The sequence below is a fragment of the Dactylosporangium vinaceum genome, assembly GCF_019904175.1.
Classification (GTDB): Bacteria; Actinomycetota; Actinomycetes; order Mycobacteriales; family Micromonosporaceae; genus Dactylosporangium; species Dactylosporangium vinaceum.
Genome location: NZ_CP061913.1, coordinates 9,714,329 through 9,739,162, shown reverse-complemented (window position 1 = coordinate 9,739,162; position 24,834 = coordinate 9,714,329). Strand labels below are relative to the sequence as shown.

The following is a 24,834-nucleotide window of genomic DNA, read 5'->3' as shown; positions in this document are numbered from 1 at the left end:
TTCATACGCCATGCTCCCCTGGTGAGGCCCTGTGCAAGCTGGTGATCTGCCGGATCGTATCACCGCGTGAAACTGAGACCGTCTCATTGTGCATCGCGCGCACGAAGCCCGCCGCGACGATACCTCCTGTCACAAATGAGGCGATCACATGCCAAGGCAACGTTTGGAAGTGACTCTCGATGAATTCTACCGGCGGGCTAAGCAGTTGCGTCCCAAGTGTTGCAATAAGAACAAACTTAGTTGCCTCTAGTTTGTCCATCTTGACGTCTGACCTTAATTTTTTGGCGAATACCTCCAACGCCTTTTCAGCTGCCAACCTTGAAGTACTTGTCGGCATCGCTACGAAAGCCTCTGCTTTCGAACGCCAGTCGTGACCGTAGTTGCGTAGCTCCAATATTTTAGTTGGTTCCAATTTCGCGAGATAGTCAAGTCGCGGAATGCGGGTATGCAAGTATAGCCGTTCCGTAGTTCCTGACGTTCTTGCAGACTCCGTGACGACATAGCGGAGATTCTTCGCGGTAAGCATAGCTCGCCCGATAAGAGCAAAATCGGACTTTTTTTGCGCGACAGTCATCGGGTACGATCCAAAGCTCAATGCCTGGTTCAGGCGATAGATCTCGTCAATCCAATCGAAGAATTTTTCCGCAACCCTCCGTTTCCTAGGATCATCTTTTAGAAGGTCGACGATATTATTGCCGTTCGGCTCGTTCTGTCCGGCAGCGACTACGCCCATATAACGACCAGCCCTGGTGATTACATCGGCGCGCCGTACGCCATAGCCTCCGTTAGCAACTTCCGCAGAATAAGCCTCTTGAATCAATTCTGTGCGCAGGTCCTTGGAATCTTCCCACAGTTCCTTCATCGATACGTGCGGTGGTGTGTCGACACCCAGAGAGCCATCAAGGAGGTTGTAAAACCGGTCGGCCATCTTGGGTGCCCAGTGTCGCGGCTCCCAGTTCCGAGCAATGAGCAGGTTATATCTGCTGGAAAGCCCAACAAAAACATTTCTCGGAATTCCCAGTCCGTCCACGTCTTTTTCGGTAAGCGAACTCGAGATTCCTCCCAATCCGCTTACAGGCTTTCGCACGGCGGGAATTACCACGCCCTCAACGAGTGCGGTTTCAAATAGCGATTGCGCGCCCGATGAAGCTGAGCGCTCGATGTGATTTCGCACCAACGGGTGGAAAAGAAATACGTCGGATACAACTATACTCGGCTCAAAAAGGATTGCCTCAACTAAGAGGCGTTCGAACGTTTGCTGGTCGATTAGGCGCTCCAGCCTAATATCAGCAACGCCGAAATACGTTGCTGGCCTGAAATCTGAGGTCATCCATTGACTGTAACCATCCGGCGCAACCCTTCGGTTATTGAACGCTGCTTTACAGCAAATCAGATTTTCTGAAAAGTCCCCAGAGGGGTGATAGGTTTCCGGTCAAGCTAGACTAAAGAACCTATATTGGTCACAAGGTTGCTCTCGGTGTGGACCGCCTCGGCTTGCAATTCGACTGAGTGCCGGATTGAGTGCCAACAGTGCTGGACGCGAGCGAACACACGCGGACGGCGGAGGCGCGGCAATCGCAGTCAAGCGGACACCTTCGCAGGCCATAGGGTGCTTGTTGCACCTTGACACGGAAGAGGTCACTGGTTCAAACCCAGTATCGCCCACCAGCAGGTCAGAGGCCGTTTCCGGTGATCCGGAAACGGCCTCTGATTCGTTCAGGGGGTCTAAGTCGCTACGCGGCCTCCCCCGGCACCCCGAACATGCCGTTCATGATCTCCGCTCCACTCGGCAGTACCGGCCGGAGCTGGTGGCGGTAGACCGCCTCGGTGACCCTCGTCCCGGCGTGCCCGACAAGGTCGGCGATCTGCTCCAGGGTCAGCCCGAGCGCCGAGGCGATCGACACGAAGCTGTGGCGTAGCTCCCGGGGCGTCCACTGCTTCGCGTCGAGCCCGGCCGCCTTCGCCACCCGGCGCATCCACCGCCGCACGTTGGCGGCATCGAGCGCCGTCCCGACCTGCGAGGTGAACACCAAGCCGGTCTGCTGCCAGTCGGCGTCCGCCCGCCTCCGGGCGCCGTCTTGCCACTGCTTGTGCAGCCTGAGCGCGTAGACGCACAGGGCAGGCAGAGCCAGCGTTCGGCGAGACTTCTTGGTCTTGGTGTCGCCGTGCTCCCGGACTGACGAGCAGCGACAGCACCAGGTAGGCGTAGAACGGAGTGCCCTCCGCCGCCTTGAGCAGTGCGGACGCCTGCTCCAACGTGAGCGATTTGGATGGTCGTCCGGTTCGGCCGGCCGGGAGGTCGCACAGTTCGAGCACATTGCGGGCGACCCGGTTGCGCGCCATCGCCCGGCGCACCGCGCGCCGCAGGCAGGAGTACACCTGGCTGAGGCTCGCCGTGCTCAGCACCTTCGCCCGCCCGGCCAACCAGCGGTTTATGTCGGTCGCCGTCAACCCTTTGAGCTTCCGGGGCCCGAGGTGCGGCAGGACATGCGCTTGACCGCCGCGGCTTCAATGCCTAGCTTTCTAGGTATGGACCTGCGCGGGCATCTGGACCTCCTGTTACTCGCCACGTTGCGGCGGGTGGGGCCCGTGCATGCCTACGCGCTCATCGCGGCGCTCCGGCAAGGGTCGGACGGGGCGTTCGACCTGCCCGAGGGGACCGTGTATCCGGCGCTGCACCGGCTGGAGCGGGACGGGCTTGTCGACAGTGAGTGGAGTACCGATCAGCCGCGGCGGCGGCGGGTGTATCGGCTGACCGATGCCGGGGCGGCGGCGGTTGCGGTCAAGCGGCGGGAGTGGACGGTGTTCGAGCGAGGGGTTCGGGCCACCCTGGGGCCGGGCGCTGTGGAGGGGTTGGCGTGAGCGACATCGAGCGATACCTGGACGAGTTGTTCGACCGGCTCGCCGGGCACGGGAGTGCCGGGCGACGGATGTTGGAGGAGGCCGAGCAGCACCTGCGAACGGCTGCCGCCGAGCGGGTCGCCGCAGGTGTGCCGGTGGCGGAGGCGGAGCGGGAGGCGGTTGCCCGGTTCGGGGCGGCGGACCTCGTCGCGGGGCTGGTCGAGCGGGTTCGCCCGGGGGCCCGCCCGGTGAACGCGGCGGCCACCGCCGGGCTGGCGTTGCTGATGCTCGCCGGGGTGTACCTCGGGGCGGCGCTGGCCCTGCTCCAGTGGGGCTCCAGCGAGGCGATCATGCGGCAGACGGCCGTCGTCGGTGTGGTGCTGCTGGGTGCGGGCGGGGCAGCCCTGGTCACCGTCCGGTCCCGGCCGCCCTACGCGTGGCTGGCGGCGGCCGGGGTTGCGCTGGCGGGCGTCGTGGTGCTCGTCGACGTGCCGCTCGTCGTCGGGCTGGCCCTCGGCGAGGCCGGGCTGCACCGGCAGGCGGCGGGGCTTGTCACGCTTGTCGCCGCGGTCAACCTGCTGGTGGTCGGGGTCGTGCGGGGAGTGGGCTGGCGGCGCCGAGCCGAGGCGGTGGCGGTCAGCGGAGCAGGGTGAGGTCGACGACCGCTCGGGCGCGGGCGGTGGTACCTGTGGTCAGCGCGCCGGCGTCCAGGCGGTGCAGAGCCGAGACGCTGGTGCCGGCGCCGCAGCGGTCGCCGCGGTCGTACTGCTACAGCCACCCCGCCCGCGCGGCGAGCAGGCCGGCCTCGAAGCGGCTGCGCGCGCCCAACCGCTCCATCATGTCGGCCATCATCCGGCGGCAGGTGCGCTCGGAGACGCCCAGCCGCTTGGCCGCCGACTCGTCGGTGTGGCCGTGCCCGAGCAGCTTCAGCAGCTCCCGCTCCTGAGGTGTCGCGCCTTCGCGGTCGCGGGCCCGGCTGGCGCCCAGCGGCACCGCGCTCGTCCACACCTGCTCGAACAGCGCGACAAGCGAGGTCACCACGCCCCGCCCGGTCAGGCGGAGCACGCCGTCGCGGGTGTTCGCCGGGTCGATCGGCACGATCGCGGTGGCCCGGTCGAACACCAGCATCCGCGGCGGCAGTAGCGGCGCGGCCCGGACCTCGGCACCGGCATCGGTAAGGCTCTGCGCATACGCGAGGGTGTCCCGGTCGTTGCGGGCGCTCTCCTGCATCGCGGTGCGGATCGTGACGTTGCGGGCGATGAGCGCGGCGTTGTTGGACCGGGCCGCCTCCACGTTCTGCGGCGACTGCACGCCGGGCATGATGCTGAGCAGCTCGACGCGGGCGGCGCCGGAAAGTTCCTCGATCTCCCGCAGGATCGCGTCCATCCCGACGACCTGCGTCGCGTCGGCCGAGGCCCGCGCCGGCTGATTGTCCGCGTAGTCGGCGACCATGGCCGCCATCGCGGCCTGCCCGGCGGCGATGCGCTGGGTGCGCCGCTCCAGGTCGGCCTGCTGCTGGGCCAGCAGCGACTGGAGCCCGACGGCCGGGCTGACCGCACGCAGGTGCGACTCCCGCTCGGCCGACCGGCGCAGCAGCGACAGCTCGAACAGCGCGTCCAGCGCGGCCCGGACCGCGTCCGGACCCACCTGCAGCTCGGCCGCGAGCTCGGCGACGCCCCAGGCCGGATGGGCCAGAAGCAGGCGGTAGACGCCCTCGGCGGTCGTGTCCAGGCCGAAGTACTCCAGCACAGAAGCCCCCCGTAGCGATCGAGCGACGCGAGTCTCGCACGCGCTGGACACTTCCGGCCAGGCCGGAACGGGACATCGACGAGGTCTTCCGGCCGGCGCCCCGGTCGGGAACAGTATTACTCACCGGAGGAAAACAGCACCGAAAAGGAGAACGACAATGCGATGTACCTGATCACCGTCATCATTGAACGGATCGGAGAATCCGCCCTCGACCCGGCTGCGATGGCCCGGGAGGTCGGCGCCCAGGCGGGGCCGGAAGACGGATTCGAGCACGTCAGCACCCACGCCGGACCGGACGTCCTGCAGGTCGGCATCTTCTGCCTGGCCCGCGACCGGAAAACGGCCGAAACAATCGCCCTGCGTTTGTGCAGGAAAGCACTCGAGCGCCAGCCGCAATCCGCCGGCTGGCGGCTTCACGACGAACCATATTCCACGAAATGGAGCACACTGTGTCGACTTCACCGCGATTCCGGACCGCTGCCCTCGGCGCCACCATGGCCGTCGGCCTGACCGCTCTCACCGCCTGCTCGGCGGCTATCCAGCCGCCGGCCGCGCCGGGCGACGCCGCGCCGGCCGTCACCGCCACGTCGGCCGCCCCGGCCAACGCGCCGGCCTCGTCCACGGCCGCGGCAACCCGCCCGCCGGGGACGAGCACCGCCCCGGCCGCCCCCTGCCCCGTCACGGCGGCCACGCTCATGGACGTCCTGACGGAGCACTGGCGGCCGGCCGCCGGTCTGAAGGACGTCTCGTGCGTGCGCGGATACGCCTTCGCCGCCTCGGTCTACGACGGCGTCCACCAGCCGTCCGACTTCGTCTTCGGGTTCGACACCGCCACGGCTGGCTGGCGCATGCTCAACGTCGGCACTGACGATATCTGCACCGGCCACGTGCCGGCCGACATCGCCGCCAAGCTGCACGGCTGCTGAACCCGGTCCGCCCCCGCCGCCGCGCCCGCCCGGCCGCGGCGGGGGTCGGGACCGCACGACGGGCGGTTGCGCAGTGTGACCGGGTGGGGACGGAAGTGGGGGGTCACTCGGGAGTGGGGCGCCGGATGCATGGTTGCTGTCGTCGATCTCCGCGGGGGCGGCTAGCGTCGGCGGCGATACCTACAACGGGAGGTAGCGATGGCATGGAGAGCCGCACGCTCGTTGACGGTCCTCCACCAGCAGTTACAGGCCGGGGCGCCGCGGGCGCGGCCGCCGGCTACAGGGGCGGACGAGTGGGGGTTGATCGGGGACGCGGCGCATGATCCGACGTCGGATCACACGCCGCACAATTTTCCGGGCTGGGGGTCGCAGATCGTCACGGCGGCCGATTTCCCCAACCGGCCCGATCTGGGGCTCGACGCGCATCGGGTGCTCGACGACATCCGGCGGTCGCGTGACCCGCGGGTGAAGTACGGGATCTCCAATGGGCAGATCTACTCCAGCTATGCGGTGAGCGGATACGGGGCGTGGGACTGGCGGCCCTACAACCCCAAGAACGGTGACAAGCACTTCACGCACGGCCACCTCTCCGTCGTCGGCGATGCGCGGGCGGACGGGACACAACCCTGGCAGACCATCGGCGCGGATGTCGCCGGCGAGGAGGATGACGACGACATGGGCGCTTCGTTCGGTCCGATCACCATCGAGCGCGAGGGCCTCACCTCGCTGACCATCCCGCCGGTGCAGGGCGGCGCGGCCGACCCGCGCTCGGCGTGGCTGAACTTCTGCAACGACACGGGCCAGCCCTACGCGCTGCGGATCTGGTACTCGACCGGCAACGAAGGGTTCTCCCCGTTCCCCGGCACCAACGGGGGGCTACTCGCGATCAGGTCCGGCCAGCGCTGGTCGCAGGAGATCCCGGCCGGGACGGCGTGCCTGTCGATCCTGCGCCAGGCGATCGACCCGGACGGCAACATCGTCCCTCCGTCCGCCGACTTCCGGGCCTTCGCCGGCCACCTGACGTGCGCCATCGAGCGCGGCGCGGTCATCCGGAAGTAAGGATCGGCCACCGCGGTCCACGCCGTCGCGAACAAGGGCGACGGCGTGGACCATGATGGAGCTGTGAACTTCCGGTCGATCTACGCACACGGCTTTGCCCGGGTGGCCGCCTGCACCGGGCGGACCGCCATCGCCGACCCGCTCGCCAACGCGGCCGCGATCCTGGCGCAGGCGGAGGAGTGCGCCCGGGACGGGGTCGTCCTGGCGGTCTTCCCGGAGCTGGGCCTCAGCGGGTACAGCATCGAAGACCTCCTGCTCCAGGACGCCGTGCTCGACGGGGTCGAGGACGGGCTGGCCCGGGTCGTCGCCGGGTCGGCCGGCCTGCTGCCGATCCTGGTCGTCGGGGCGCCGCTGCGGCACCGCGACCGCGTTTACAACTGCGCCGTCGTCGTCCACCGCGGGCGGGTGCTCGGCGTCGCGCCGAAGTCGTACCTGCCCAACTACCGGGAGTTCTACGAGGCGCGCCAGCTGACCCCGGGCGACCTGGAGCGCGGCGGGGCGATCCGGCTCCTGGGCGAGGACGTGCCGTTCGGCAACGACCTGCTGTTCGCGGCGGCCGACGTGCCCGGGTTCGTGCTGCACGTGGAGATCTGCGAGGACATGTGGGTGCCGGTCCCGCCCAGCGCCGAGGCCGCGCTGGCCGGCGCGACGGTGCTGGCCAACCTGTCCGGCAGCCCGATCACCGTCGGCCGGGCCGAGGACCGGAAGCTGCTGTGCCGGTCGGCGTCGTCGCGGTGCCTGGCCGCGTACGTCTACGCCGCGGCCGGCCTCGGCGAGTCCTCGACCGACCTGTCGTGGGACGGCCAGACGATGATCTACGAGAACGGCGTGCTGCTGGCCGAGACCGAGCGGTTCCCGGACGGCGACCGGCGCTCGGTCGCCGACGTCGACCTCGACCTGCTGCGGCAGGAGCGGCAGCGGATGGGCACCTTCGACGACAACCGGCGCACCCACGCGGCCCGGACCGGCGACTTCCGCCAGGTCGCGCTCACGCTGGAGCCGCCCGCGACCGACCTCGGCCTTCGCCGCGTCGTCGAGCGATTTCCATTTGTACCGGCGGATGTCGAACGGCTGAACCAGGACTGCTACGAGGCGTACAACATCCAGGTCTCGGGTCTTCGGCAGCGCCTGTCCGCCATCGGCGAACCCAAGATCGTGATCGGCGTGTCCGGCGGGCTGGACTCGACCCACGCGCTCATCGTGGCCGCTCGCGCGATGGACCGGGCCGGTCGGCCCCGCACCGACATCCTCGCGTACACCATGCCGGGGTTCGCGACGTCCGGCGGTACCAAGGACAACGCCTTTGCTTTGATGCGCGCGCTCGGCGTCAGCGTCCACGAGCTCGACATCACCCCGACGGCCCGCCTGATGCTCGCGGAGCTCGGCCATCCGTTCGCCGCGGGTGAGCCGGTGTACGACGTGACGTTCGAGAACGTCCAGGCGGGCCTGCGCTACGACTATCTGTTCCGGATCGCCAACTACCGCAACGGCATCGTGCTGGGCACCGGAGACCTTTCGGAGCTGGCGCTGGGCTGGTCGACCTACGGCGTCGGCGACCACATGAGCCACTACAACGTCAACGGCGGGGTGCCGAAGACGCTCATCCAGCACCTGATCCGCTGGGTCGCGAACAACGGCGAGTTCGACGACGAGGTCGGCAAGATCCTGAGTGTCATCGTCGAGCAGGAGATCAGCCCCGAGCTGGTGCCGGGGGAGGAGCTCCAGTCGTCGGAGTCGAAGGTCGGCCCCTACGCGCTGCAGGACTTCACGCTCTTCCACGTCCTGCGCTACGGCATGCGCCCGTCGAAGATCGCCTTCCTGGCCTGGCACGCGTGGCACGACACGGAGGCCGGCGCGTGGCCGGTGCACTTCCCCGACCACCGGCGCGTCGCCTACGACCTGCCGGCCATCCGCCACTGGCTCGAGGTGTTCTGCAAGCGGTTCTTCGGCTTCGCGCAGTTCAAGCGCTCGGCCCTGCCCAACGGCCCGAAGGTGTCGGCCGGGGGCTCACTGTCCCCGCGCGGCGACTGGCGCGCCCCGTCCGACGGCAACGCGAACGCCTGGCTGCGTGACCTGGAGCGGTGGGACTGGACGTGACCGCGGCTATGGGAGGGCGGCGGCCTTGAACTCGTCGCGGATCAGCGAGTACAGGTAAAGGTCCCGCCACCGCCCCTCGCGGAACTGCGCCGAGCGGATCCGGCCCTCCCGGGTGAACCCGGCCTTCTCCAGCGCCCGCTGCTCGGCCACGTTCTCCACGTCGGTGTACGCCTCCACCCGCTCCACCGCGGTGGTGTCGAAGAGGTACGCGGTGAGCATCCGCTGCGCGATAGTCCCCACCCCGCGCCCGCGATACGGGGCCAGCAGCCCGATCCCGATGTTCCAGCAGCTCCAATGCGGCACCCCGTAGGCGTGCCGGCCCCACTGCACCGTGCCCGCGACCGCGCCGCCGACCTGCACGATCAGCTGACCCCGGTCCGGCTCGATCAGCCGGCTCTCCTCGAACCGGCGGCGGGTCGCGGCGATGTCGCGGTATCCGGACCAGTTGAACTGCCCCCCGGCCTCCGGGTCGTCGGCCTGAAGCTCCAGGAGCCAGAAGTCGGCCGCCGAGACGGGCCGCAGCCTCACGTCCGGGATGTCCACCTCTGCGGAGTTCATCGAGACAGCGTAACGGTTGCAGTCTGTCGAGAACTTGTCGCGGCCGAGGCGATCGCGCGGACTTCGACGATGATTGCTGCGGGCAGAGGTTGGAGTACCGCAATGACGTCGGGTTCCGGCGCGCACGGATGCGTCGAGACTGACATCGCCAGTGACATCGATCCGGTCGCCGCGGCGTTGCACGCGCTGCACACCAACGGGGACCTCAACACCGCACGCCGGCTCTTCGACGTGGCGTACACGCGCGCCGAGGCGGCCTGGGACGTGCCCGGCATGGCCGAGGCCGCACTGGGCTTCGCCGGCGTATGGGTGCACGAGCACCGCGTCGGGGCCGCGGCCGCAGTGCTGGAGCAGCGGCTGACCCGACTCCTGGGGCTCGTCGACCCGGAAGGGACTTTGGCGGTACGTCTCCGCGCCCGCCTGGCCGCCGAGCGCGACTACCGCGAGGGCCGCAGCGACGCGATCCTGGCCGCTCTGGAAGAGGCCCGCGCGTGCGGTGACACCGTCGCCCACGCCGAGGCGCTGAGCCTGGCCCATCACTGCCTGCTCGGCCCCGAGCAGCGCCAGCTGCGCCAGGAGATCGCCACCGAGCTCCTCGGCGTCAGCACCCGCACCGGGCGCCGCGGCGACCTGGTGATGGCCCTGCTCTGGTGTACCGCGGACCGCTTCCTCGACGGCGACCGGCACGCGGAGCGCCGGCTGTCGGAGCTGCGCGGCGCCCTGGCCGACCGCCCGCACCTCGCCGCCGGCTACGTCGCCGACGCCATCGACGTGATGCGCGAGATCCGGGCCGGCCGCTTCGCCGAGGCCGAGGCCGCGGCCGCGGCGTGCTTCGAGCGCGGCAACGAGGCCGGCGACGCCGACGCCGCGGGCTGGTACGGCGCGCAGCTCGTCGCGATCCGGTGGTACCAGGGCCGGCTGCAGGAGCTGCGCCCGATGCTCGACAAGCTCGTCCACTGGCCGACGCTGTCAGTGGTCGACAACGCGTACTTCGCGGTGCACGCGGTCGCGGCGGCCGCCGCCGGCGAGACCCGCACCGCCGCCGGCGCCCTGGCCCGGCTGCGCGGGCCGGCCCTCAAGGAGCTGCCGCGCTCGGGCAGCTGGCTGGTCACCATGCAGGGGATCGTCGAGGCGGCCCGGCTCCTGGGCGACGCCGAGCTGGCCGAGGAGGCCTACGACCTCCTCCTCCCGCACGCGGAGATGCCGGCGATGGTGAGTCTCGGGATCGCGTGCTTCGGCTCGGTACACCACGCGCTCGGCATCGCCGCGCTCGTCTCCGGCCGCCGCGAGCTGGCCGCCACCCACCTGACACGGGCCGTCGAGCACAACCGGGCTCTGGGCCACTGGCCCGCCGCCGAGGAGTCGCGCAAGGCGTTGGAGCGCCTGGAGCCGGCCCAGCCCGCGCCGGCCGTGTGCGTGCGCGAGCGCCAGCACTGGCGGCTGACGTGGGGCTCGCGGGCGGTCGTGGTCGAGAACAGCGTGGGGATGCTGCACCTGGCCGTCCTGCTGGCCAACGCGGGCACCGAGATCCCGGCGGTCGAGCTGGCGATGGGCGTCACCGGCCTGGCCGCGGCGGCCGGGGCCCGCTCGTCACCGCAGGCCGTCCTGGACGAGGAGGCGATGCGGCGGTACCGCCATCGGGTCGCCGAGCTGCGCGACGAGATGGAGTCATCGGCTGACGCGCGCCGGGCGGAGGCGGCGCGGCAGGAGAGCGAGGCGTTGCTGGCGGAGCTGGCCGGCAGCGTGGGGATCGGCGGCCGGTCACGCCGGTTCGTCGACAACGCGGAGCGGGCGAGGGTCGCGGTGGGCAAGGCGATCCGCCGCGCGATAGCCCGCGTGGAGGAGGCGGACGCGGCGCTGGGCCGGCATCTGCGCGAGACCGTCCACACGGGCCGGCAGTGCTCGTACCGGCCGCTGTAGGTTGGGGGTCGGCCCGCTGTTCGATTGGTGCGTGACAGCGCGATTGCGTGGCGTGATTCTTGCAAGATCGATTAGGACGCGCGGGGTACGGTGGGGAAGACGGAACGGGGCCGCCGGGGTGAGGGACTCGTGGAGCGTCATTTCCACGGAACGACCTGACCGAATCGGACCAGCTCGCCATGGTGGGCCGGGTCGATCTCGCCAAGTGCCAGGTCGAGCAGCGCCTCCGCGGCCTGGGCCGGCGAAGCGGCATCGCGCACGTCCCACCAGAGCCCCGACGTCGGCGTGTTGATCATCCCCGGGCAGACGGCCGCCACGAGGATGTCCCGCCGCGCCGCCGCCACCGCCCGGACCGCGGCCACCTGGGCGATCTTCGAAGGGATGTTGACGAACCCCGGCCACGCCATAGCCTGAGCCCGCCCATCGGCAACCTCGTCCCGCCAGCGCGCGGTGGCCGCATCCACCTCGTCGAGCGAGCCGAGCCCGTCGAAGCGCCCGTGCAGCACCGGGGCCAGGTGGCGCAGAGTCCCGAGGGAGCTGGCGACGATCAACATCCGGCCGCCGGGCCGGACCCGCGCGCCGAAGGCCCGCAGCAGCCGGGTGGTACCGAAGTTGTTGACCTGCGTGTACTCGTCGATGATCGCCCGCGGCTCATCCTGCGGCCCGACCCGCATCACCGCGTTGCCGAACACGATGTCGATCTCGCCCACCGCCTCGGCGACAGCGTGCGCGGCGTCCGGATCAGCGACATCGAACACGAGCCCGACAACCCGCGCCCGCCCCGACCCACCCGACCCCGCCGCGTCGCGCACGCCTGACCCCGGCACATCGCGCTCGCCCGCCGCCCCCAAATCGCCGGCGCCGGGCCCCGCTGCATCGCGCACGTCCGGCCCTGCGTCATGCCGGTCGCCTCCGTGCTGTCCTGGAGCGGGCGCGGACATAGCAGGCGCAGGCATGGCGGGTGCGGCAGTGGTGGCGAGTGCATTCGCGGCGGTGGCCGTGGGGGTGAGCTGGTTCGAGGCAGTTGGTTCGGGTCCGAACGATGAGGGGGCTGATCGTTCGGGTCCGAATGATGCCGTCGTAGCACGTCGACGGTCGGAGGTTGTCGGCTGGGAGGGTGGTGCCGGCCTGTTGTCGGGCTCGGTCAGGGCTTGTTCCACAGCGGCTGCCGCGGCCCCTACGCGGGCCGGGTCGCGGCCGGTCAGGTAGACGGTGTCGTTCGGACCCAAACGAGATGCCAGGCCGGTGACCAGGGCCAGGCCCAGGCCCTGGGTGGCTCCCGTGACTAGTGCGGTGGTCATACCCCGAACCGTAGGAGCGGCCGGGGCATGCGGCCAACGAGAGAAGCGCACACCTGGTATGCCTATCGGTCATGGCCTTCGCGGACGTCTCAATGGTCGGGCTCAAGGTGTTTCGGGAAGTGGCGGCCCGGGGCACGCTCACTGCCGCCGCCGCCGCGCTCGGGTACACGCAGTCCGCTGTCTCGCGGCAGATCGCGGCGCTCGAGCGGGCTGTCGGTGTGAAGGTGCTCGATCGGCAGCACAACGGTGTCAGGCTCACCGGGGAAGGGCGGATCGTGCTGCGGCGGGCGGCGGCGATCCTCGACGAGGTCGATGCGGCGGCTCGGGAGCTGCGGCAGGGGGACGCGGCGGGCACGGTCCGGCTCGGGTGGTTCGCCAGTGCGGGGGCGGCGATCGTGCCATGTGCGCTCGCGCTGCTGAGGCGGACCGATCCGGGCATCGGCGTGCAGTCCCGCGAGGGCAGCTCCAAGGTTCTCGCACGCGGGCTGCGGGCCGGCCACCTCGACCTGGCCCTGCTCGCCACCGCGCCGCCGTTTCGGGCGCCGGACGGCGAGGAGCCGCCGCTGCACCTGGAAGTGCTGGCGGAGCGGCAGTTGCGGGTGGCGGTGCCGGCGCGGCATCCGCTGGCGGCCGGTAGCCATGTCGAGGTGGAAGACCTGCGGGGCCTGGCGTGGATCGCCGGGCAGTCCGGGGCCGACGAGCAGCTGATGGGCGTCTGGCCCGGGCTCGGCGGGCGGCCCGTGATCGCCCACACCGCCCGGGACTGGCTGGCCAAGCTCAACCTGGTCGCGGCCGGGCTCGGTGCGACGACCGTGCCGTCGGCCATGCCGGTCCCGGACGGCGTGAAGGTCCTGGAGGTGCACGGCGGACCGCGGGAACTGCGCCGCCTCCTGCTGGCCCGGCTACCCGGCGAGATCCGCCCGGCAACCGCCCGGCTGGCCGAGGCCATCCGCCAGACCGAGGCGACCCGCCAGACCGAGGCGAGCCGCCAAGCCGAGACCATCCGCCAAACCGAGGCCACCCACCGGACCGATGGCAACCACCAAACCGAAGCGACTCGTCAAAGCGAGGCGGCCCGCCGGGCCGGGCAGTAGCGGCGAATCAGCCCGCCAGCGATCCGGCGAACGTGTCGACGTCGACCACCGCATAGTCCGAGGCGGCGTCCGGGTCCTTCAGGCCGTTGCCGGTCAGCGTCACCACGATCCGCTGCCCCGGCGCCACCCGGCCCGCGGCGTGCAGGGCCAGCAGGCCGGCGACGCCCGCGGCCGAGGCCGGCTCCGCGAACACGCCGTCGTGGCGGCCCAGCTCCCGGTACGCGGCGAAGATCGCTGTGTCGGAGACGGACTCGATCAGGCCGCCCGACGCGTCCCGGGCCGCGACCGCGGGCTCCCACGAGGCCGGCGACTGGATGCGGATGGCCGTGGCCTCGGTCTGCGGTGAGGCGGCCCGGAAGCCCCAGATCCGGGGGAGGCCGCGGCCGTAGGCGACGTAGCCCTCCCAGGTGGCCGTGATGTTGCCGCCGTTGCCGACCGGCAGGCAGTGGATGTCGGGGGCGGAGCCGAGGGCGTCGACGATCTCGTAGGCCACTGTGCGCTGGCCCGCGAGGCGCAGCTCGTTGCCGACGGAGTTGACGAGCGCCACCCCGGGTGCGGAGGCGAGCTGCCGGGCCACGCGCAGGCAGTCGTCGAAGGAGCCGGGCACCGCGACGATCTGCGCGCCGTACCGGGCCGCCTGGGCCAGCTTTCCCCGCGCCACCCCCGACGCCGGGACGAGCGCCGCCGAGCGCAGCCCGGCCCGGGCCGCGTAGGCCGCCGCGGACGCGCTCGTGTTGCCGGTGGAGGCGCACAGCACGAGCTCGGCCCCGGCCTCGGCGGCCCGGCTGACGGCGACAGTCATCCCGCGGTCCTTGAACGATCCGGTCGGGTTCGCCCCTTCGATCTTGAGCCAGACGTCGCAGCCGGTCAGCGCGGACAGGTGCGGCGAGTGCAGCAGGGGAGTGTTCCCCTCGTGCAGCGAAACGGTCGGGGTGGCGGCCGAGACCGGCAGCCGGGAGCGGTACCCACTGTCAAGCAGCCCACGCCAGGAGGTCATGGCCGGACGCTAACACATGTTCCGTAATCGCGAGCAAGTAGAAAATCCTGTAACATCTGTTACGTGGATCTGGAGGCTCGACTGAGCGGCGTGTACGCCGAGCTGACCCCGGGGGAGCGGGCCGTCGCGCGCGTCATCCTCGACGACTTCCCGTACGCCGCACTCGGCTCCCTGCGCGCCCTGGCCCAGCGGTCCGGGGTGAGCCCGCCGACCGTCTCGCGGCTCGTCACGCGGCTCGGGTTCGCCACCTACGCCGAGCTCCAGCTGGCGATCCAGCACAACGACCGGTCGCGGCTGCGGTCCTTCGTCGCCGACCCGGCCGACCTGGCGCAGGCGGCCCTGACGCTCCGGAAGGGCCTCGACGGGTGCCTGGCCGCCGTCCCGGAGCCGCTGCTGGAAACGGTGGCCGAGCAGCTGACCCGGGCCCGGGCGGTGTGGGCGCTGGGCGGTCGGCTCAGCGAGCTGGCCGCCGAGTATCTCGTCCGGCAGCTGGCCAGCCTGCGACCGGGCGTGCGGCACGTGCCAGCGACGGCGGCCGAGCGGGCCCGGGTGCTGCTCGACATCGGTGCCGGCGATCTTCTGGTGGCGTACGACTTCAGGCGGTACAACACTCACAATGCCCTGTTCGTCAATGCGGCGGTGACCCGTGGGGCCCGTCTCGTGCTGGTGACCGACGCCTGGGAGTCGCCGCTGGCCCGGCGGGCCGACGTGCTGGTGCGGCTGCCCCGCGAGGCGGCCGGGCCGATCGACCCCATCACGCTCGAGGTCGCGGTCACCGAGCTGGTCCTGGTCACCGTGGCGGCCCGGCTGGCCCCGGCCGAGCGGCTGGCCGAGCTCGAAAACGTGACGCGCGAATTGTCAGGTTTGGAGTGAATCCGCCGATCTGGGGCGTGTGAACCCTGAGGCGGGACGAAAGACGCTGACGCCCGTCACCCTGCCCGACGGGCGCGTCGCGATGCGCAAGGAGTGGAGCGGCGACGACGCGGGCGAGCGGCTGCGGCGCGAGGAGGCCATCCTCGAGCGCCTCGCCGGCGTGCCCGGGGTGCCTGTCGTGCTCGAGCCGTGCGACGGCACCTGCCTGCTGATGGCCGACACCGTGCGGGCTCCGGCCGCCGGCGGCCGGCCGATCGCCGTGCGCGACCCGACCACCGGCGAGGAGCTGATCACCGGGATCTCCCCGGTCGTCGGGCCGCTGCTGCCCGACCGGCTGCGCGAGCTCGCCATCGGGCTGGCCCGCATCCTCGCCGACGTGCACGAGCGCGGGGTCGTGCACAAGAACGTCAACCCGGGCAACATCTACAAGACCGGCGCCGGGCCGTTCCTGGTCGACTTCGATCTTGCCACCACGTTCGCCGAGGAGCGGCCCGGATTCACGCATCAGGACGAGATCGCGGGCGCGCTTGCCTACATGGCGCCGGAGCAGACCGGGCGGACCGGGCGCCCGGTCGACCAGCGCGCCGACCTCTACTCCCTCGGCGCCAGCCTCTACGAGTACGCCTCCGGCCGGCCGCCGTTCCAGGCCGACACCGCGCTGCAGCTGATCCACGACCACCTCACCACGCCCCCGCAGCCGCTGGAGTCGGAGCTCTGGCCGATCATCGCGAAGCTCCTGGAGAAGGAGCCCGACCGGCGGTACCAGAGCGCCGAGGGTCTGCGCCACGACCTCCTCACGCGCCCGGCCGTCCTCGGCGAGCGGGACTTCGCCCGCCGCCTGAGCCCGCCGTCGCGCCTGATCGGCCGGGAGCGGGAGGTCGAGGAGCTGCACCGCACGTTCGCCGACGCCATGGCCGGCCGGGCCCGCGGGCTGCTCGCGGCGGGCGCGCCGGGCGTGGGCAAGACGGCGCTCATCGACGAGCTGCGGCCCCTGGTGACGCAGGGCGGCGGCTGGTTCGTCATGGGCAAGTTCGACCAGTACCGCCGCGACACCGAGGCCGACGCCGTCCGCCAGGCGATGCGCGCCCTGGCCCGGCTGCTGCTGGCCGAGCCCGACCGGGGCCTGGGGGCCCGGCTGCGGGCGGCCCTCGGCCCCAACGCCGGGCTCATCGCGGGGGCGCTGCCCGAGTTTGCGGTACTGCTCGGCGTCGAGCCCACCGCCGAGACCAACGAGGTCGAGATGGGCCACCGCCTCCAGCAGGCGGCCGTCGACATCCTGCGGGCCGTGGCCTCGCCGGTGCAGCCGGTGGTCATGGTCCTCGACGACCTGCAGTGGGCCGGCGCCTTCCCGATCGGGGTCATCGACGCCATCCTGTCGGACAGCACGCTGCACGGGGTGCTCGTCGTCGGCGCGTACCGGGACGCGGAGGTCGGTGAGGCCCACCCGCTCGCCGCCACCCAGGCCCGCTGGGCCCGCCGCCCCGACCCGCCGGCCGTCCTGCGCCTGGAGAACCTGGCCCCGGCCGACCTCACCGCGTTCCTCGCCGAGATGCTGCGCCTGGAGCCGGCCCGGGCGGCCGACCTCGCCGCGGCCATCGGGCGGCACACCGGCGGCAACCCGTACGACACCGTCGAGCTCGTCAACGCCCTGCGCCGCGAACGGGTGCTCACCCTGGAGGCGTCCGGCTGGCGCTGGGACCCCGCCGCGGTCCGCGGCCACATCGGGCACGCGGGCGTCCTCGACCTCGTCATCGCCCGGATCGAGGCACTGCCGCCCGGCACCCGCGACGCGCTGCAGACCCTCGCCTGCCTCGGCGGCGAGATCGACCTGGCCACCATCGAGGACGACACGCAGCTCGTGCCGGCCCTGGAGGACGGGCTGCTCGTCCTGGACCGGCAGCGCGCCGTGATCCGGTTCCGGCACGACCGGGTGCAGCAGGCGGCCTACGGGATGCTCACCGCGGAGCGCCGCCGCGAACGGCACCTGCGCATCGCCCGGCGTATCGCCGACCCCAGCATCGCCGCCGAGCAGTACCTCCAGGCCGTCGACCTGCTCGCCAACCCGGAGGAGAAGGCCCGGGTGGCCGGGCTGTTCCGGGCCGCGGCCGGCGCGATCCGGCTCATGAACGGCACCATGGCCGAGCGGTTCCTCCTCGCCGCCCGCGACCTGGTCCCGCCCGGCCAGGCCCCCGACGCGCAGCTGCTCACCGATCTGCACTCCACGCTGTATCAGCTGGGCCGCCTGCCCGAGGCCGACGAGCTCTACGCCGACCTGGAGCGGCGCGGCACCGAGCCGCTGGAGCTCGTCGACGCGACGTGCGTGCAGATCTACAGCCTCACCAACCGGCACCGCTCGGCCGAGGCCGTGGCGCTGGGGGAGCGGCTGCTGGCCCGGCTCGGCGTCGCCCGCCCGGCCGACCTCGGCGACACGCTCGGCGAGCGGCTGCGGGAGCTGGCCCGGTGGGCGGCCGCGGTGGCCCAGGGCCGCGACGACCGCCCCGAGCGGCGCGACCCGCTGCACGACGGGATCGGCAAGATCCTGGAGAAGATGCTGTCCCCGGCGTTCTTCTGCGACCGGATGGCGTTCATCTGGGTGGTGCTGGAGAGTCACCGGCGCTGGGTCGAGCACGGCCCGAACGTCTCGCTCATGGCCGGGCTCGGGCGCATCCCGACGGTCGTCATCGCCTCGGCCCAGGACTACCGCACCGCCTACGACGCCGCCCGGCACGTCCTGGCGGTGGGGGAGGCGCGCGGATACGGTGCCGCCACCGGCCGGGTCCGGTACGTCTTCGCCGGGTTCGTCCAGCCCTGGTTCGAGCCCCTCGAGGAGAACGTCGCCACGCTGGAGCGGGCCCGGGAGGAGGTGCTGCACACCGGCGACGTGCAGTACGCCTGCTTCGCCTACGACTTCTCGATCGCCGCCCTGCTCGACTGCGCCCCGACCCTCGACGCCTGGTCGGCCGAGATCGCCGCCGGCCTCGCCCTGTCCGAGCGCACCCGCAACGAGATCGGCACCATCGCGTACGAGCCGTTCGCGCAGCTGCTGCGGGCGCTGCGCGGCGAGCCCCGGGCCGCCGACCCCGACTACAGCAGGCAGCCGGTCGGCCTGGCCAACTTCCACGTGTACCGCGCCCTCGAAGCCGCCATCCTCGGCGACGACGACGCCCTGCGCGAGCACAGCGCGACCGCGATGACCATGCTCGGCGCGATCCCCGGCATCTACACGACAGCCACCGCCCACCTGGTCCGCGCCCTGGCGCTGACCCGCGGCGACGGCGACCCGGAGGAGCTCGACTGCGTCCACGCCTGGCTGCGCCGCCGGGCCGAGGAGTCCCCGGGCACCTTCGCCCACCTGGCCGCGCTCATCGACGCCGAGCGGTCGGCCGATCTGCTGTCCTTCCAACGAGCCCTGGATCTGGTACCGCCGCAGCCCCGACCCTGGCAGCGCGCCTACATCACCGAGCGCGCCGCACTCGCCCACCTGGCCGCCGGGCTGACGTATTCGGGCCGGGGCATGCTGGCCGAGGCGCGCCGGCTCTACGCCGCGTGGGGGGCCAAGGCCAAGGTCGCGGCGCTCGTCGCCGCCCATCCGTTCCTGGCCGGTGGCTTGCCCGACAAGTCCGGCGCCGGCTTCTTCGGACATCTCGTCACCTCGGAAGAGCTGGTGACGAGCGAGGCGATAGACCTGATGGCGGTGCTGGCGGCTTCGCGGGCACTGAGCTCGCAGACGAGCCTCGACCGGCTGCGCGACCAGGTCGCCGAGGTGCTGAGCGCGATGACCGGGGCGACGGCGGTCCGGCTGCTGCTGTGGAACCCCGACGCACGGGCCTGGCGGCTCTCCACCGCCGCCGGCGACCAGACCGTCGACGACGCCGGCGTCGCGGGCCTGCTGCCGGTCGCCGCCGTGCGCTACGCCGACCGGGTCCGCGAGCCGCTCGTCGTCGCCGACGCGGTCACCGACGGCCGGTTCGCCCGCGACCCGTACTTCGCCGGCCTGGCCACCTGCTCGCTCATGGTGCTGCCCGTCCTGGTGCAGGGCCAGCCGCGGGCGATGCTCGTGCTGGAGAACCGCCTCAGCCGCGGCGCGTTCACCGCCGACCGCCTCGACGCCGTCGACCTCATCGCCGGGCAGCTGGCCGTCTCCCTCGACAACGCGCTGCTGTACGCCTCCCTCGAGCGCAAGGTCGCCGAGCGCACCGAGGCCCTGGAGGCCGCGAACGAGCGGCTGGCCCGGCTCAGCGTCACCGACCCGCTGACCGGCCTGGCCAACCGCCGCAAGTTCGTCGATGGCCTGGGCGAGGAGTGGCGCCGGGCCGCCCGCAACGGACAGTCGCTGGCCATCGCGATGATCGACATCGACCACTTCAAGCTGTACAACGATCACTTCGGGCACCCGGGCGGCGACGCCTGCCTGCGGCTCGTCGCCTCCACGCTGCAGCGGGCGGTGCGCGGCACCGACCTGGTGGCCCGGCTCGGCGGTGAGGAGTTCGCCGTCGTGCTGCCCGAGGCCGAGCTCGCCACCGCGGGGATCGCGGCCGAGCGGATACGAGCGGCGATCGAGGCGCTTTCGCAGCCGCACCCGCGCACCGACGCCGGCGTCGTGACCGTGAGCGTCGGGGTGGCCGCCGCCCGGCCCAGTGGTGGCGGTGACCCGGAGAAGCTTGTCGAGGCGGCCGACGTCGCGCTCTACGAGGCGAAGCGGGGCGGGCGCAACCGGGTCGAGCCGGGACTGCGCCCACCGGTACCCTCAGGGCTTTGAGGGAAAAGGCAACGGGAATGGCCGACAATCGCGCGGACCAGCCCACCGGCGAGTCGGCCGGCGGGCCGGTGGCGCTGACGTTCGCCGAGCTCGAGTTCGTCCTGCGCAGCGCGGCCGAGCGCGGCGCCGACGTCGACGACGTCCGCCGCCGCCTCAACTTCCAGCCCGGCGTCTCCACCGGCATCGTCGTCGCCTCCGGCGTGGCCTCGCTGCTCGCCCGCGACCTGTGCCACTTGGAGGAGGGCCACCTGCAGGAGGGCCACCTGCAGGAGAGCCGGGTCGTCCCGGGCGAGTTCATCCAGGGGGCCATCGCCGCCCTGACCACCCGGCACACGAGCACGGAGGCGGCCGGCTGGCTCGACGAGCGCCCGGTCGTGGTCCACCTGTTCTCCGGGGTGGCCGGGCGGCTGGCCGTCTACCCGGGGGCGTACGGTGTATTCGCGGTCGAGCTCATCGACGCCGCCGAGCCGCTGTCCGCCCCGGTCCTGCGCTTCCTGGACCTGTGCACCTCCGGCGACGGCGCGGCCACCGTCCTGATCCGCACGCAGGCCGGCGCGGCCGGCGAGTCAGGCGTCGCGGTCGCCCGCAGCGCCGCCGGTGCCTGGTTCATGTCCGACTCGTTGGAACGACCGGACCCGGGCCGCCCGCTGGCCCGGGCGGCTGTGGTGGCCCGGCTGCTGTCCCTGCTCGCGCAGCCGGTGGGCGTGTGATTGGCTCTGGGCGGTCCGATGTGTCCAGTCGTTTCGCCGATGGCGCGATCTTGACAGTTGGTGGGATCTTGATTGGCGTTCAGGTTGTGAGGGTGGTGGAGGGCTGATGGCGACAATCCGGGCCGGCATGGCGACCGACGTCGGGAAGGTCCGCCGCCGCAACGAGGACAGCGCCCTGATCGGCGACTGCATCTTCGCCGTGGCCGACGGCATGGGCGGCCACGCGGCCGGGGACGTGGCCAGCCGCATAGCCGTGACCGCGCTGCAGCGCCTGGACGGCGTCGCCGGCCCGGGCCCCCTGGACATCCGCGACGAGATCGTCCAGGCCAACGCCGACATCCTGGCCGCGGCCGCCGCCGACCCGACCCAGGGCGGCATGGGCACGACGGCCGCCGGGCTCTGCCTGGGCAAGGTCGACGGCGACGAGTGCTGGATCGTGTTCAATGTCGGAGACTCGCGGGTGTACCGCTTCGAGTCGGGCACGCTCGACCAGCTCACCGTCGACCACGTGGCCCCCGAGGCCGTCACCATGCGCCGAGGCGTCATCACGCGCGCCCTGGGCACCGACCCCGGCCCGCGCCCCGACCTGTGGGTGCGCACCGCCGAGGCGGGCGAGCGCTTCCTGGTCTGCTCGGACGGCCTCTCCCTGGAGCTGACCGACGAGGAGATCGCCCAGGTCCTGGGCGACTGCGCCGAACCACAGGCCGCCGCCGACGAGCTGGTCCGCCGGGCCGTCCTGGCCGGCGGCCGCGACAACGTGACGGTGGTCGTGGTCGACAACGTCGAGGCGCACTAGCCCCGGCTCATCCGCACCCCGGTGCCGGCGGCGGGGTGCACCTCCTCGACGTCGCCGAGGCAGACGACGATCACTGGCACCCCGTCGGCCAGGCCGAGCTCCTCCCGCTCCCGGGGCGTGGGCATCCGCGCCTTGACCACACTCAGGGCCGGCGCGTCGACGACACTGCCCGGCGCGTCCGGCACCGGCCCGACCCGCCGCTCGACCCGCACGACACAGTCCCGCCCGAGCGCGAACACTCCCTCGTTGCGCAGGATCCGAACCGCCTTGAGCGCCGTGTCCCGCCCGACCGCGAACTCCCGGGCCAGCCGGTCGGCCGAGGGCACCACATCCCCGACGGCCATGTCCCCGCGCGCCACCCGCTCCCGGAGCACCTCAGCGATCTGGTCATAACGCGCCACGCCCCTCAATGTAGCCAAGTGGCCACAGCGCTCGGAACCCCCCAATAGCGGTGCGGTCCCGTTTCCGTGGCCCGACCATGCCCGACCCGCAGCGCCCGGCTCCGGTGCCCCCGAACCGCTGCGGCGCGACGGGCGGATCCCGCGCCGGCGGGCCCGATGGCCCCGGCCGCCGGGGCCGCCCGTCAGCGGCCACGGCCCCAGCGGCGGAGATCAGGGCTTCGCGGACGGGCGCGGCGCGACCCGCGGGCCGTCCATCGGGGGGCGGTGGCGACCGCGCGGGGCGTCGCGAACGTTGCCCGCACGGGGCGGCGCCACCCGCAGCGCCCGCTCCGGGGTGGGAGCCGGCGGAGCGCAGAGCCGGCGCCGCCGATGGCAGTGGCGGCGCCGGCGGGAGTGTGCGGTGTCAGGCGGACGGGGCCGGGTGGCGGCGGTAGGCCAGGATGCCCATGACCAGGCCGGCCAGGCCCAGGACCAGGCCCGCAATGCCCAGGCCGATGGCGGTGCCGTCCGAGGACGAGGACGACGACGGGGCCGAGCCGGTCGCGGTGGCGATGGGGGCGGCGGACGTGGTCGCGCCGGCGGCGGTGTCGGTCTTCTTGGACAGTTTTAGCACCGGGGCCGGGTGCTCGGCCTCGGCGCCCGCGGCCGGCTCGTCGATCCAGCGGACGACCTCGCCGCTCGAGTAGGTCTGCAGGGCCTTGAAGACGATCTGGTCGGTCTGCGGGAGGGGGCCCAGGGAGACGTCGAACTCCTGGAACTGGTGCGGCTTGATGGCGGCGTCGCCGTCCGCGGTCCAGGTGATCTTCGAGACGGCTTCGGTGAGCTCGCCGTCGCCGGTCTTGATGGGGGTGGTGAGCTTGCTGGTCTCGGTCGCGGCGGTCCAGCCCTGGACCGGCTTGAGGGAGACCGAGGCGATCGGCTTGTCGGTCGGGATGGCGATCTCGACCTTGGTGGTGCTGGCGTCGTCGCGCTCGGTCGGCACGCGGAAGGTCACCTTGGTGTAGCCGCCCTGGACGGCGGTGTTCGGGTTGACCGTGACGTGGGCGGAGGCGGCGGCGGGGAAGGCGAGCGCGGCGGTGGCGGCCGCCGCGAGGGCGATCCCGATGCGGGCTACGTGGGCAAGGCGCATGATCCGGTAGTCGGCCCGGACCCGGAACAAGTTCCGGGCCCGGCACCGTGAATTCCTACAGATCCGTGAATTCCTACAGATCCGACGGGTCGGCGTATGCGGTGCCGATGGCGGTCACGGCGAAGAGCCCCACCGCCAGCACGTGGACGCCGGTGCACCAGAGGCATATCGCATTGAGGGTGAAGAACTCGGCGAAGACCAGGTAGAACACGAACAGCACGCCTATCGCGGCAAGCGCCAGGCGGCCGTAGCGCACGGCCGGGAGCTTGGAGCGCCACAGTGGGCCGGGCGAGACGGCCAGCATCGCCACGAAGTACACCAGGCCCAGGACGGCCACCGGAATGCCGAACACCGCCGACTGCTGCGACGTCGTCACCTTGAGGCAGTTGAGCGCGCCGGTGTCCGGGCAGGCGAGTGTCGACGAGGCGGTGAAGTGCTCGACGGTGAGGTACACCGAGATCCCGAGGCCGACCACCGACAGGATCAGCGAGGTCAGCGGAACCCACGGCTGGACCAGCGACCGGTCCATCTCGATCTCACTGGCCGACATTGGCGAACTCCCCCTGGAAGGCTTTGACGGCCGCGCTCGAACACACGTCGCCGGGCTGGTTCCCGGTGATTTTGCACAGCAGGGCGGTCATGGCGTTGGCGCTGCCGTCGATTGCCCGGCCGACCTGGCTGTCCGGATTCTTGATGGCGTCGAGGACCTGCTGGTGCGTGTGGTCGGCCAGCAGTTCCGGGCTGTAGGAGGCGCCGGCCTGCAGCGCCTTGTTCGCGAAGTCGATGAACGGGATCGCGCCGGCCGAGTCCGCCGGGACGAACGGCGCAGCGTTGTATTTCGCCACGACCTGCTGCTGCGCCGCGGTGAGCGTGTCCAGCTGCCCGTACTGGCCGTTCTTCCTCGTGTTCGTCGTCGTTTCGACGCCCTGGAAGGACAGATATTGGCTCTGGTACGTCGAGCCGTGGAACGACAGCGTCGGCGTATTCGGATAGGAATCATCCGCGGCGGAAGTGGTGAGCGTCAGGCCGCTGAACGTGCCGAACCGGGACAGCGCGATCACGACCGGCCAGCGCTGGGCCGCACAGAACGGGCAGTACTCGGCGCCGACGTAGAGGATCAGCGGTTTCCCGCCGTCGGTGAGCGCGGGCTGGCCGGTCAGCGCCGTGGGCAGGCTCGGCTTCGCCCCGGCCGCGACGGTGTCGAGCGTGGTCGCCGGCACCGAGGTCACGCCGCTGACGATCGACTCGGCCGAGGCCCCGGACGGCAGGGCGCTCGGCGCCGCACTCCCGCCGCCGCCCGAGCCGAGCTTCACCAGCCCCATCACCACGAAGACGAGCAGCACGGCGCCGATCGCGGAATACGCGGTGCGCATCCGGCCCCGGCGCGCGGTCGCCCGCTCCTGGATCAAGCGCATGCGGCGCGCATAGTCGCGCGAGTCCCGCTGCCGTTTCGACACGCGGCCAACCTCCTGAAATCCGGTGCGTCCTGTCACTTAGTCGCACACGGCGGGGCGTCGGTTCCGCGATTCGGGCGAAAGATCACCCGCCGCGTTCGATGGTAGGTGATCCGGCTGTGAACAAACCCAGGCCGAAGGTCCCAGGTTGCTGATGACCAACAGCCCTT

General features: G+C 71.5%; 21 protein-coding genes and 1 pseudogene. 12 read left to right on the top strand and 10 right to left on the bottom strand.

Features of this window, described 5'->3' with window-relative positions; translation table 11 throughout:
• Nucleotide 1: 1 nt before the first annotated feature.
• A complete protein-coding gene (locus Dvina_RS43600; protein ID WP_223096676.1) occupies nucleotides 2-1,330 on the bottom strand; it encodes a hypothetical protein in 1,329 nt (442 codons plus the stop codon).
• Between the two features lie 403 nt (nucleotides 1,331-1,733).
• Nucleotides 1,734-2,496: pseudogene (locus Dvina_RS43595) on the bottom strand (site-specific integrase); the annotation flags it as partial.
• A 33-nt stretch (nucleotides 2,497-2,529) separates the two neighbouring features.
• Here Dvina_RS43595 and Dvina_RS43590 point away from each other — a divergent pair.
• Both Dvina_RS43590 and Dvina_RS43585 read left to right on the top strand, forming a co-directional pair.
• Nucleotides 2,530-2,862, top strand: coding sequence for a PadR family transcriptional regulator (locus Dvina_RS43590; protein ID WP_223096674.1), 333 nt, complete (start codon nucleotides 2,530-2,532; stop codon nucleotides 2,860-2,862).
• Nucleotides 2,859-3,494 (top strand): permease prefix domain 1-containing protein, encoded by a 636-nt coding sequence (locus Dvina_RS43585; protein WP_223096672.1) that lies wholly within the window; start codon nucleotides 2,859-2,861, stop codon nucleotides 3,492-3,494. The genes Dvina_RS43590 and Dvina_RS43585 overlap by 4 nt, the downstream gene beginning before the upstream one ends.
• 115 nt (nucleotides 3,495-3,609) lie before the next feature.
• On the opposite strand, the gene Dvina_RS43580 is transcribed toward Dvina_RS43585, so the two are convergent.
• On the bottom strand, nucleotides 3,610-4,590 hold the full coding sequence (locus Dvina_RS43580; protein WP_223096670.1) for a helix-turn-helix domain-containing protein: 981 nt from the start codon (nucleotides 4,588-4,590) through the stop codon (nucleotides 3,610-3,612).
• A gap of 162 nt (nucleotides 4,591-4,752) precedes the next feature.
• Between Dvina_RS43580 and Dvina_RS43575 the strand changes: the two genes are divergently transcribed.
• The 4 genes from Dvina_RS43575 (at nucleotide 4,753) to Dvina_RS43560 (ending at nucleotide 8,672) form a co-directional block, all read left to right on the top strand.
• Entirely contained in the window at nucleotides 4,753-5,100 is a 348-nt protein-coding gene (locus Dvina_RS43575) for a hypothetical protein (protein WP_223096668.1), read from the top strand.
• Nucleotides 5,040-5,516 carry a hypothetical protein gene (locus tag Dvina_RS43570; protein WP_223096666.1) on the top strand — a complete coding sequence of 159 codons (477 nt, stop codon included), beginning with the start codon at nucleotides 5,040-5,042 and terminating at the stop codon, nucleotides 5,514-5,516. Before Dvina_RS43575 ends, Dvina_RS43570 begins: the two co-directional genes overlap by 61 nt.
• Before the next feature lie 300 nt (nucleotides 5,517-5,816).
• A complete protein-coding gene (locus Dvina_RS43565) occupies nucleotides 5,817-6,575 on the top strand; it encodes a hypothetical protein (protein ID WP_223096664.1) in 759 nt (252 codons plus the stop codon).
• Nucleotides 6,576-6,638: 63 nt separating this feature from the next.
• Entirely contained in the window at nucleotides 6,639-8,672 is a 2,034-nt protein-coding gene (locus Dvina_RS43560) for an NAD(+) synthase (RefSeq protein WP_223096662.1), read from the top strand.
• Between the two features lie 6 nt (nucleotides 8,673-8,678).
• Here Dvina_RS43560 and Dvina_RS43555 read toward each other — a convergent pair whose 3' ends face one another.
• A complete protein-coding gene (locus Dvina_RS43555) occupies nucleotides 8,679-9,230 on the bottom strand; it encodes a GNAT family N-acetyltransferase (RefSeq protein WP_223096660.1) in 552 nt (183 codons plus the stop codon).
• A 102-nt stretch (nucleotides 9,231-9,332) separates the two neighbouring features.
• Here Dvina_RS43555 and Dvina_RS43550 point away from each other — a divergent pair, with 102 nt between their 5' ends.
• On the top strand, nucleotides 9,333-11,150 hold the full coding sequence (locus Dvina_RS43550; RefSeq protein ID WP_223096658.1) for a hypothetical protein: 1,818 nt from the start codon (nucleotides 9,333-9,335) through the stop codon (nucleotides 11,148-11,150).
• Between the two features lie 137 nt (nucleotides 11,151-11,287).
• Here the strand turns inward: Dvina_RS43550 and Dvina_RS43545 are convergent, their stop codons facing one another.
• The gene (locus Dvina_RS43545; protein WP_223096656.1) at nucleotides 11,288-12,091 is read right to left on the bottom strand and encodes an SDR family oxidoreductase; all 804 of its coding nucleotides are present in this window, start codon (nucleotides 12,089-12,091) and stop codon (nucleotides 11,288-11,290) included.
• Between the two features lie 431 nt (nucleotides 12,092-12,522).
• Here Dvina_RS43545 and Dvina_RS43540 point away from each other — a divergent pair, with 431 nt between their 5' ends.
• Entirely contained in the window at nucleotides 12,523-13,545 is a 1,023-nt protein-coding gene (locus Dvina_RS43540) for a LysR family transcriptional regulator (protein ID WP_223096654.1), read from the top strand.
• A gap of 7 nt (nucleotides 13,546-13,552) precedes the next feature.
• Here the strand turns inward: Dvina_RS43540 and thrC are convergent, their stop codons facing one another.
• Nucleotides 13,553-14,542: a threonine synthase gene (gene thrC / locus Dvina_RS43535; RefSeq protein WP_223096652.1), complete on the bottom strand. Its 990-nt coding sequence runs from the start codon at nucleotides 14,540-14,542 to the stop codon at nucleotides 13,553-13,555.
• Between the two features lie 63 nt (nucleotides 14,543-14,605).
• Here thrC and Dvina_RS43530 point away from each other — a divergent pair, with 63 nt between their 5' ends.
• The 4 genes from Dvina_RS43530 (at nucleotide 14,606) to Dvina_RS43515 (ending at nucleotide 21,680) form a co-directional block, all read left to right on the top strand.
• Nucleotides 14,606-15,415: a MurR/RpiR family transcriptional regulator gene (locus Dvina_RS43530; protein ID WP_223096650.1), complete on the top strand. Its 810-nt coding sequence runs from the start codon at nucleotides 14,606-14,608 to the stop codon at nucleotides 15,413-15,415.
• A gap of 19 nt (nucleotides 15,416-15,434) precedes the next feature.
• On the top strand, nucleotides 15,435-20,174 hold the full coding sequence (locus Dvina_RS43525) for a diguanylate cyclase (RefSeq protein WP_223096648.1): 4,740 nt from the start codon (nucleotides 15,435-15,437) through the stop codon (nucleotides 20,172-20,174).
• A 17-nt stretch (nucleotides 20,175-20,191) separates the two neighbouring features.
• Nucleotides 20,192-20,884, top strand: a complete 693-nt coding sequence (locus tag Dvina_RS43520) for a hypothetical protein (protein ID WP_223096646.1) — start codon at nucleotides 20,192-20,194, stop codon at nucleotides 20,882-20,884.
• A 106-nt stretch (nucleotides 20,885-20,990) separates the two neighbouring features.
• Nucleotides 20,991-21,680, top strand: a complete 690-nt coding sequence (locus Dvina_RS43515) for a PP2C family protein-serine/threonine phosphatase (RefSeq protein WP_223096644.1) — start codon at nucleotides 20,991-20,993, stop codon at nucleotides 21,678-21,680.
• Here the strand turns inward: Dvina_RS43515 and Dvina_RS43510 are convergent.
• The 4 genes from Dvina_RS43510 to Dvina_RS43495 form a co-directional block, all read right to left on the bottom strand.
• Entirely contained in the window at nucleotides 21,677-22,081 is a 405-nt protein-coding gene (locus Dvina_RS43510) for a GntR family transcriptional regulator (RefSeq protein ID WP_223096642.1), read from the bottom strand. The genes Dvina_RS43515 and Dvina_RS43510 overlap by 4 nt on opposite strands.
• Nucleotides 22,082-22,484: 403 nt before the next feature.
• Nucleotides 22,485-23,210: a YcnI family protein gene (locus tag Dvina_RS43505; protein ID WP_223096640.1), complete on the bottom strand. Its 726-nt coding sequence runs from the start codon at nucleotides 23,208-23,210 to the stop codon at nucleotides 22,485-22,487.
• Between the two features lie 73 nt (nucleotides 23,211-23,283).
• Entirely contained in the window at nucleotides 23,284-23,760 is a 477-nt protein-coding gene (locus tag Dvina_RS43500; RefSeq protein WP_223096638.1) for a vitamin K epoxide reductase family protein, read from the bottom strand.
• On the bottom strand, nucleotides 23,747-24,667 hold the full coding sequence (locus tag Dvina_RS43495) for a DUF929 family protein (RefSeq protein ID WP_223096636.1): 921 nt from the start codon (nucleotides 24,665-24,667) through the stop codon (nucleotides 23,747-23,749). The genes Dvina_RS43500 and Dvina_RS43495 overlap by 14 nt, the downstream gene beginning before the upstream one ends.
• Nucleotides 24,668-24,834: the final 167 nt, after the last annotated feature.

Excerpts from the sequence above, each read along its gene's own strand:
- Dvina_RS43600 (WP_223096676.1), bottom strand. The coding sequence starts at position 1,330 with ATGACCTCAGATTTCAGGCCAGCAACGTATTTCGGCGTTGCTGATATT.
- thrC (WP_223096652.1), bottom strand. The coding sequence starts at position 14,542 with ATGACCTCCTGGCGTGGGCTGCTTGACAGTGGGTACCGCTCCCGGCTG.
- Dvina_RS43515 (WP_223096644.1), top strand. The coding sequence starts at position 20,991 with ATGGCGACAATCCGGGCCGGCATGGCGACCGACGTCGGGAAGGTCCGC.
- Dvina_RS43590 (WP_223096674.1), top strand. The coding sequence starts at position 2,530 with ATGGACCTGCGCGGGCATCTGGACCTCCTGTTACTCGCCACGTTGCGG.
- Dvina_RS43545 (WP_223096656.1), bottom strand. The coding sequence starts at position 12,091 with ATGTCCGCGCCCGCTCCAGGACAGCACGGAGGCGACCGGCATGACGCA.
- Dvina_RS43555 (WP_223096660.1), bottom strand. The coding sequence starts at position 9,230 with ATGAACTCCGCAGAGGTGGACATCCCGGACGTGAGGCTGCGGCCCGTC.
- Dvina_RS43550 (WP_223096658.1), top strand. The coding sequence starts at position 9,333 with ATGACGTCGGGTTCCGGCGCGCACGGATGCGTCGAGACTGACATCGCC.
- Dvina_RS43540 (WP_223096654.1), top strand. The coding sequence starts at position 12,523 with ATGGCCTTCGCGGACGTCTCAATGGTCGGGCTCAAGGTGTTTCGGGAA.
- Dvina_RS43520 (WP_223096646.1), top strand. The coding sequence starts at position 20,192 with ATGGCCGACAATCGCGCGGACCAGCCCACCGGCGAGTCGGCCGGCGGG.
- Dvina_RS43575 (WP_223096668.1), top strand. The coding sequence starts at position 4,753 with ATGTACCTGATCACCGTCATCATTGAACGGATCGGAGAATCCGCCCTC.
- Dvina_RS43505 (WP_223096640.1), bottom strand. The coding sequence starts at position 23,210 with ATGCGCCTTGCCCACGTAGCCCGCATCGGGATCGCCCTCGCGGCGGCC.
- Dvina_RS43500 (WP_223096638.1), bottom strand. The coding sequence starts at position 23,760 with ATGTCGGCCAGTGAGATCGAGATGGACCGGTCGCTGGTCCAGCCGTGG.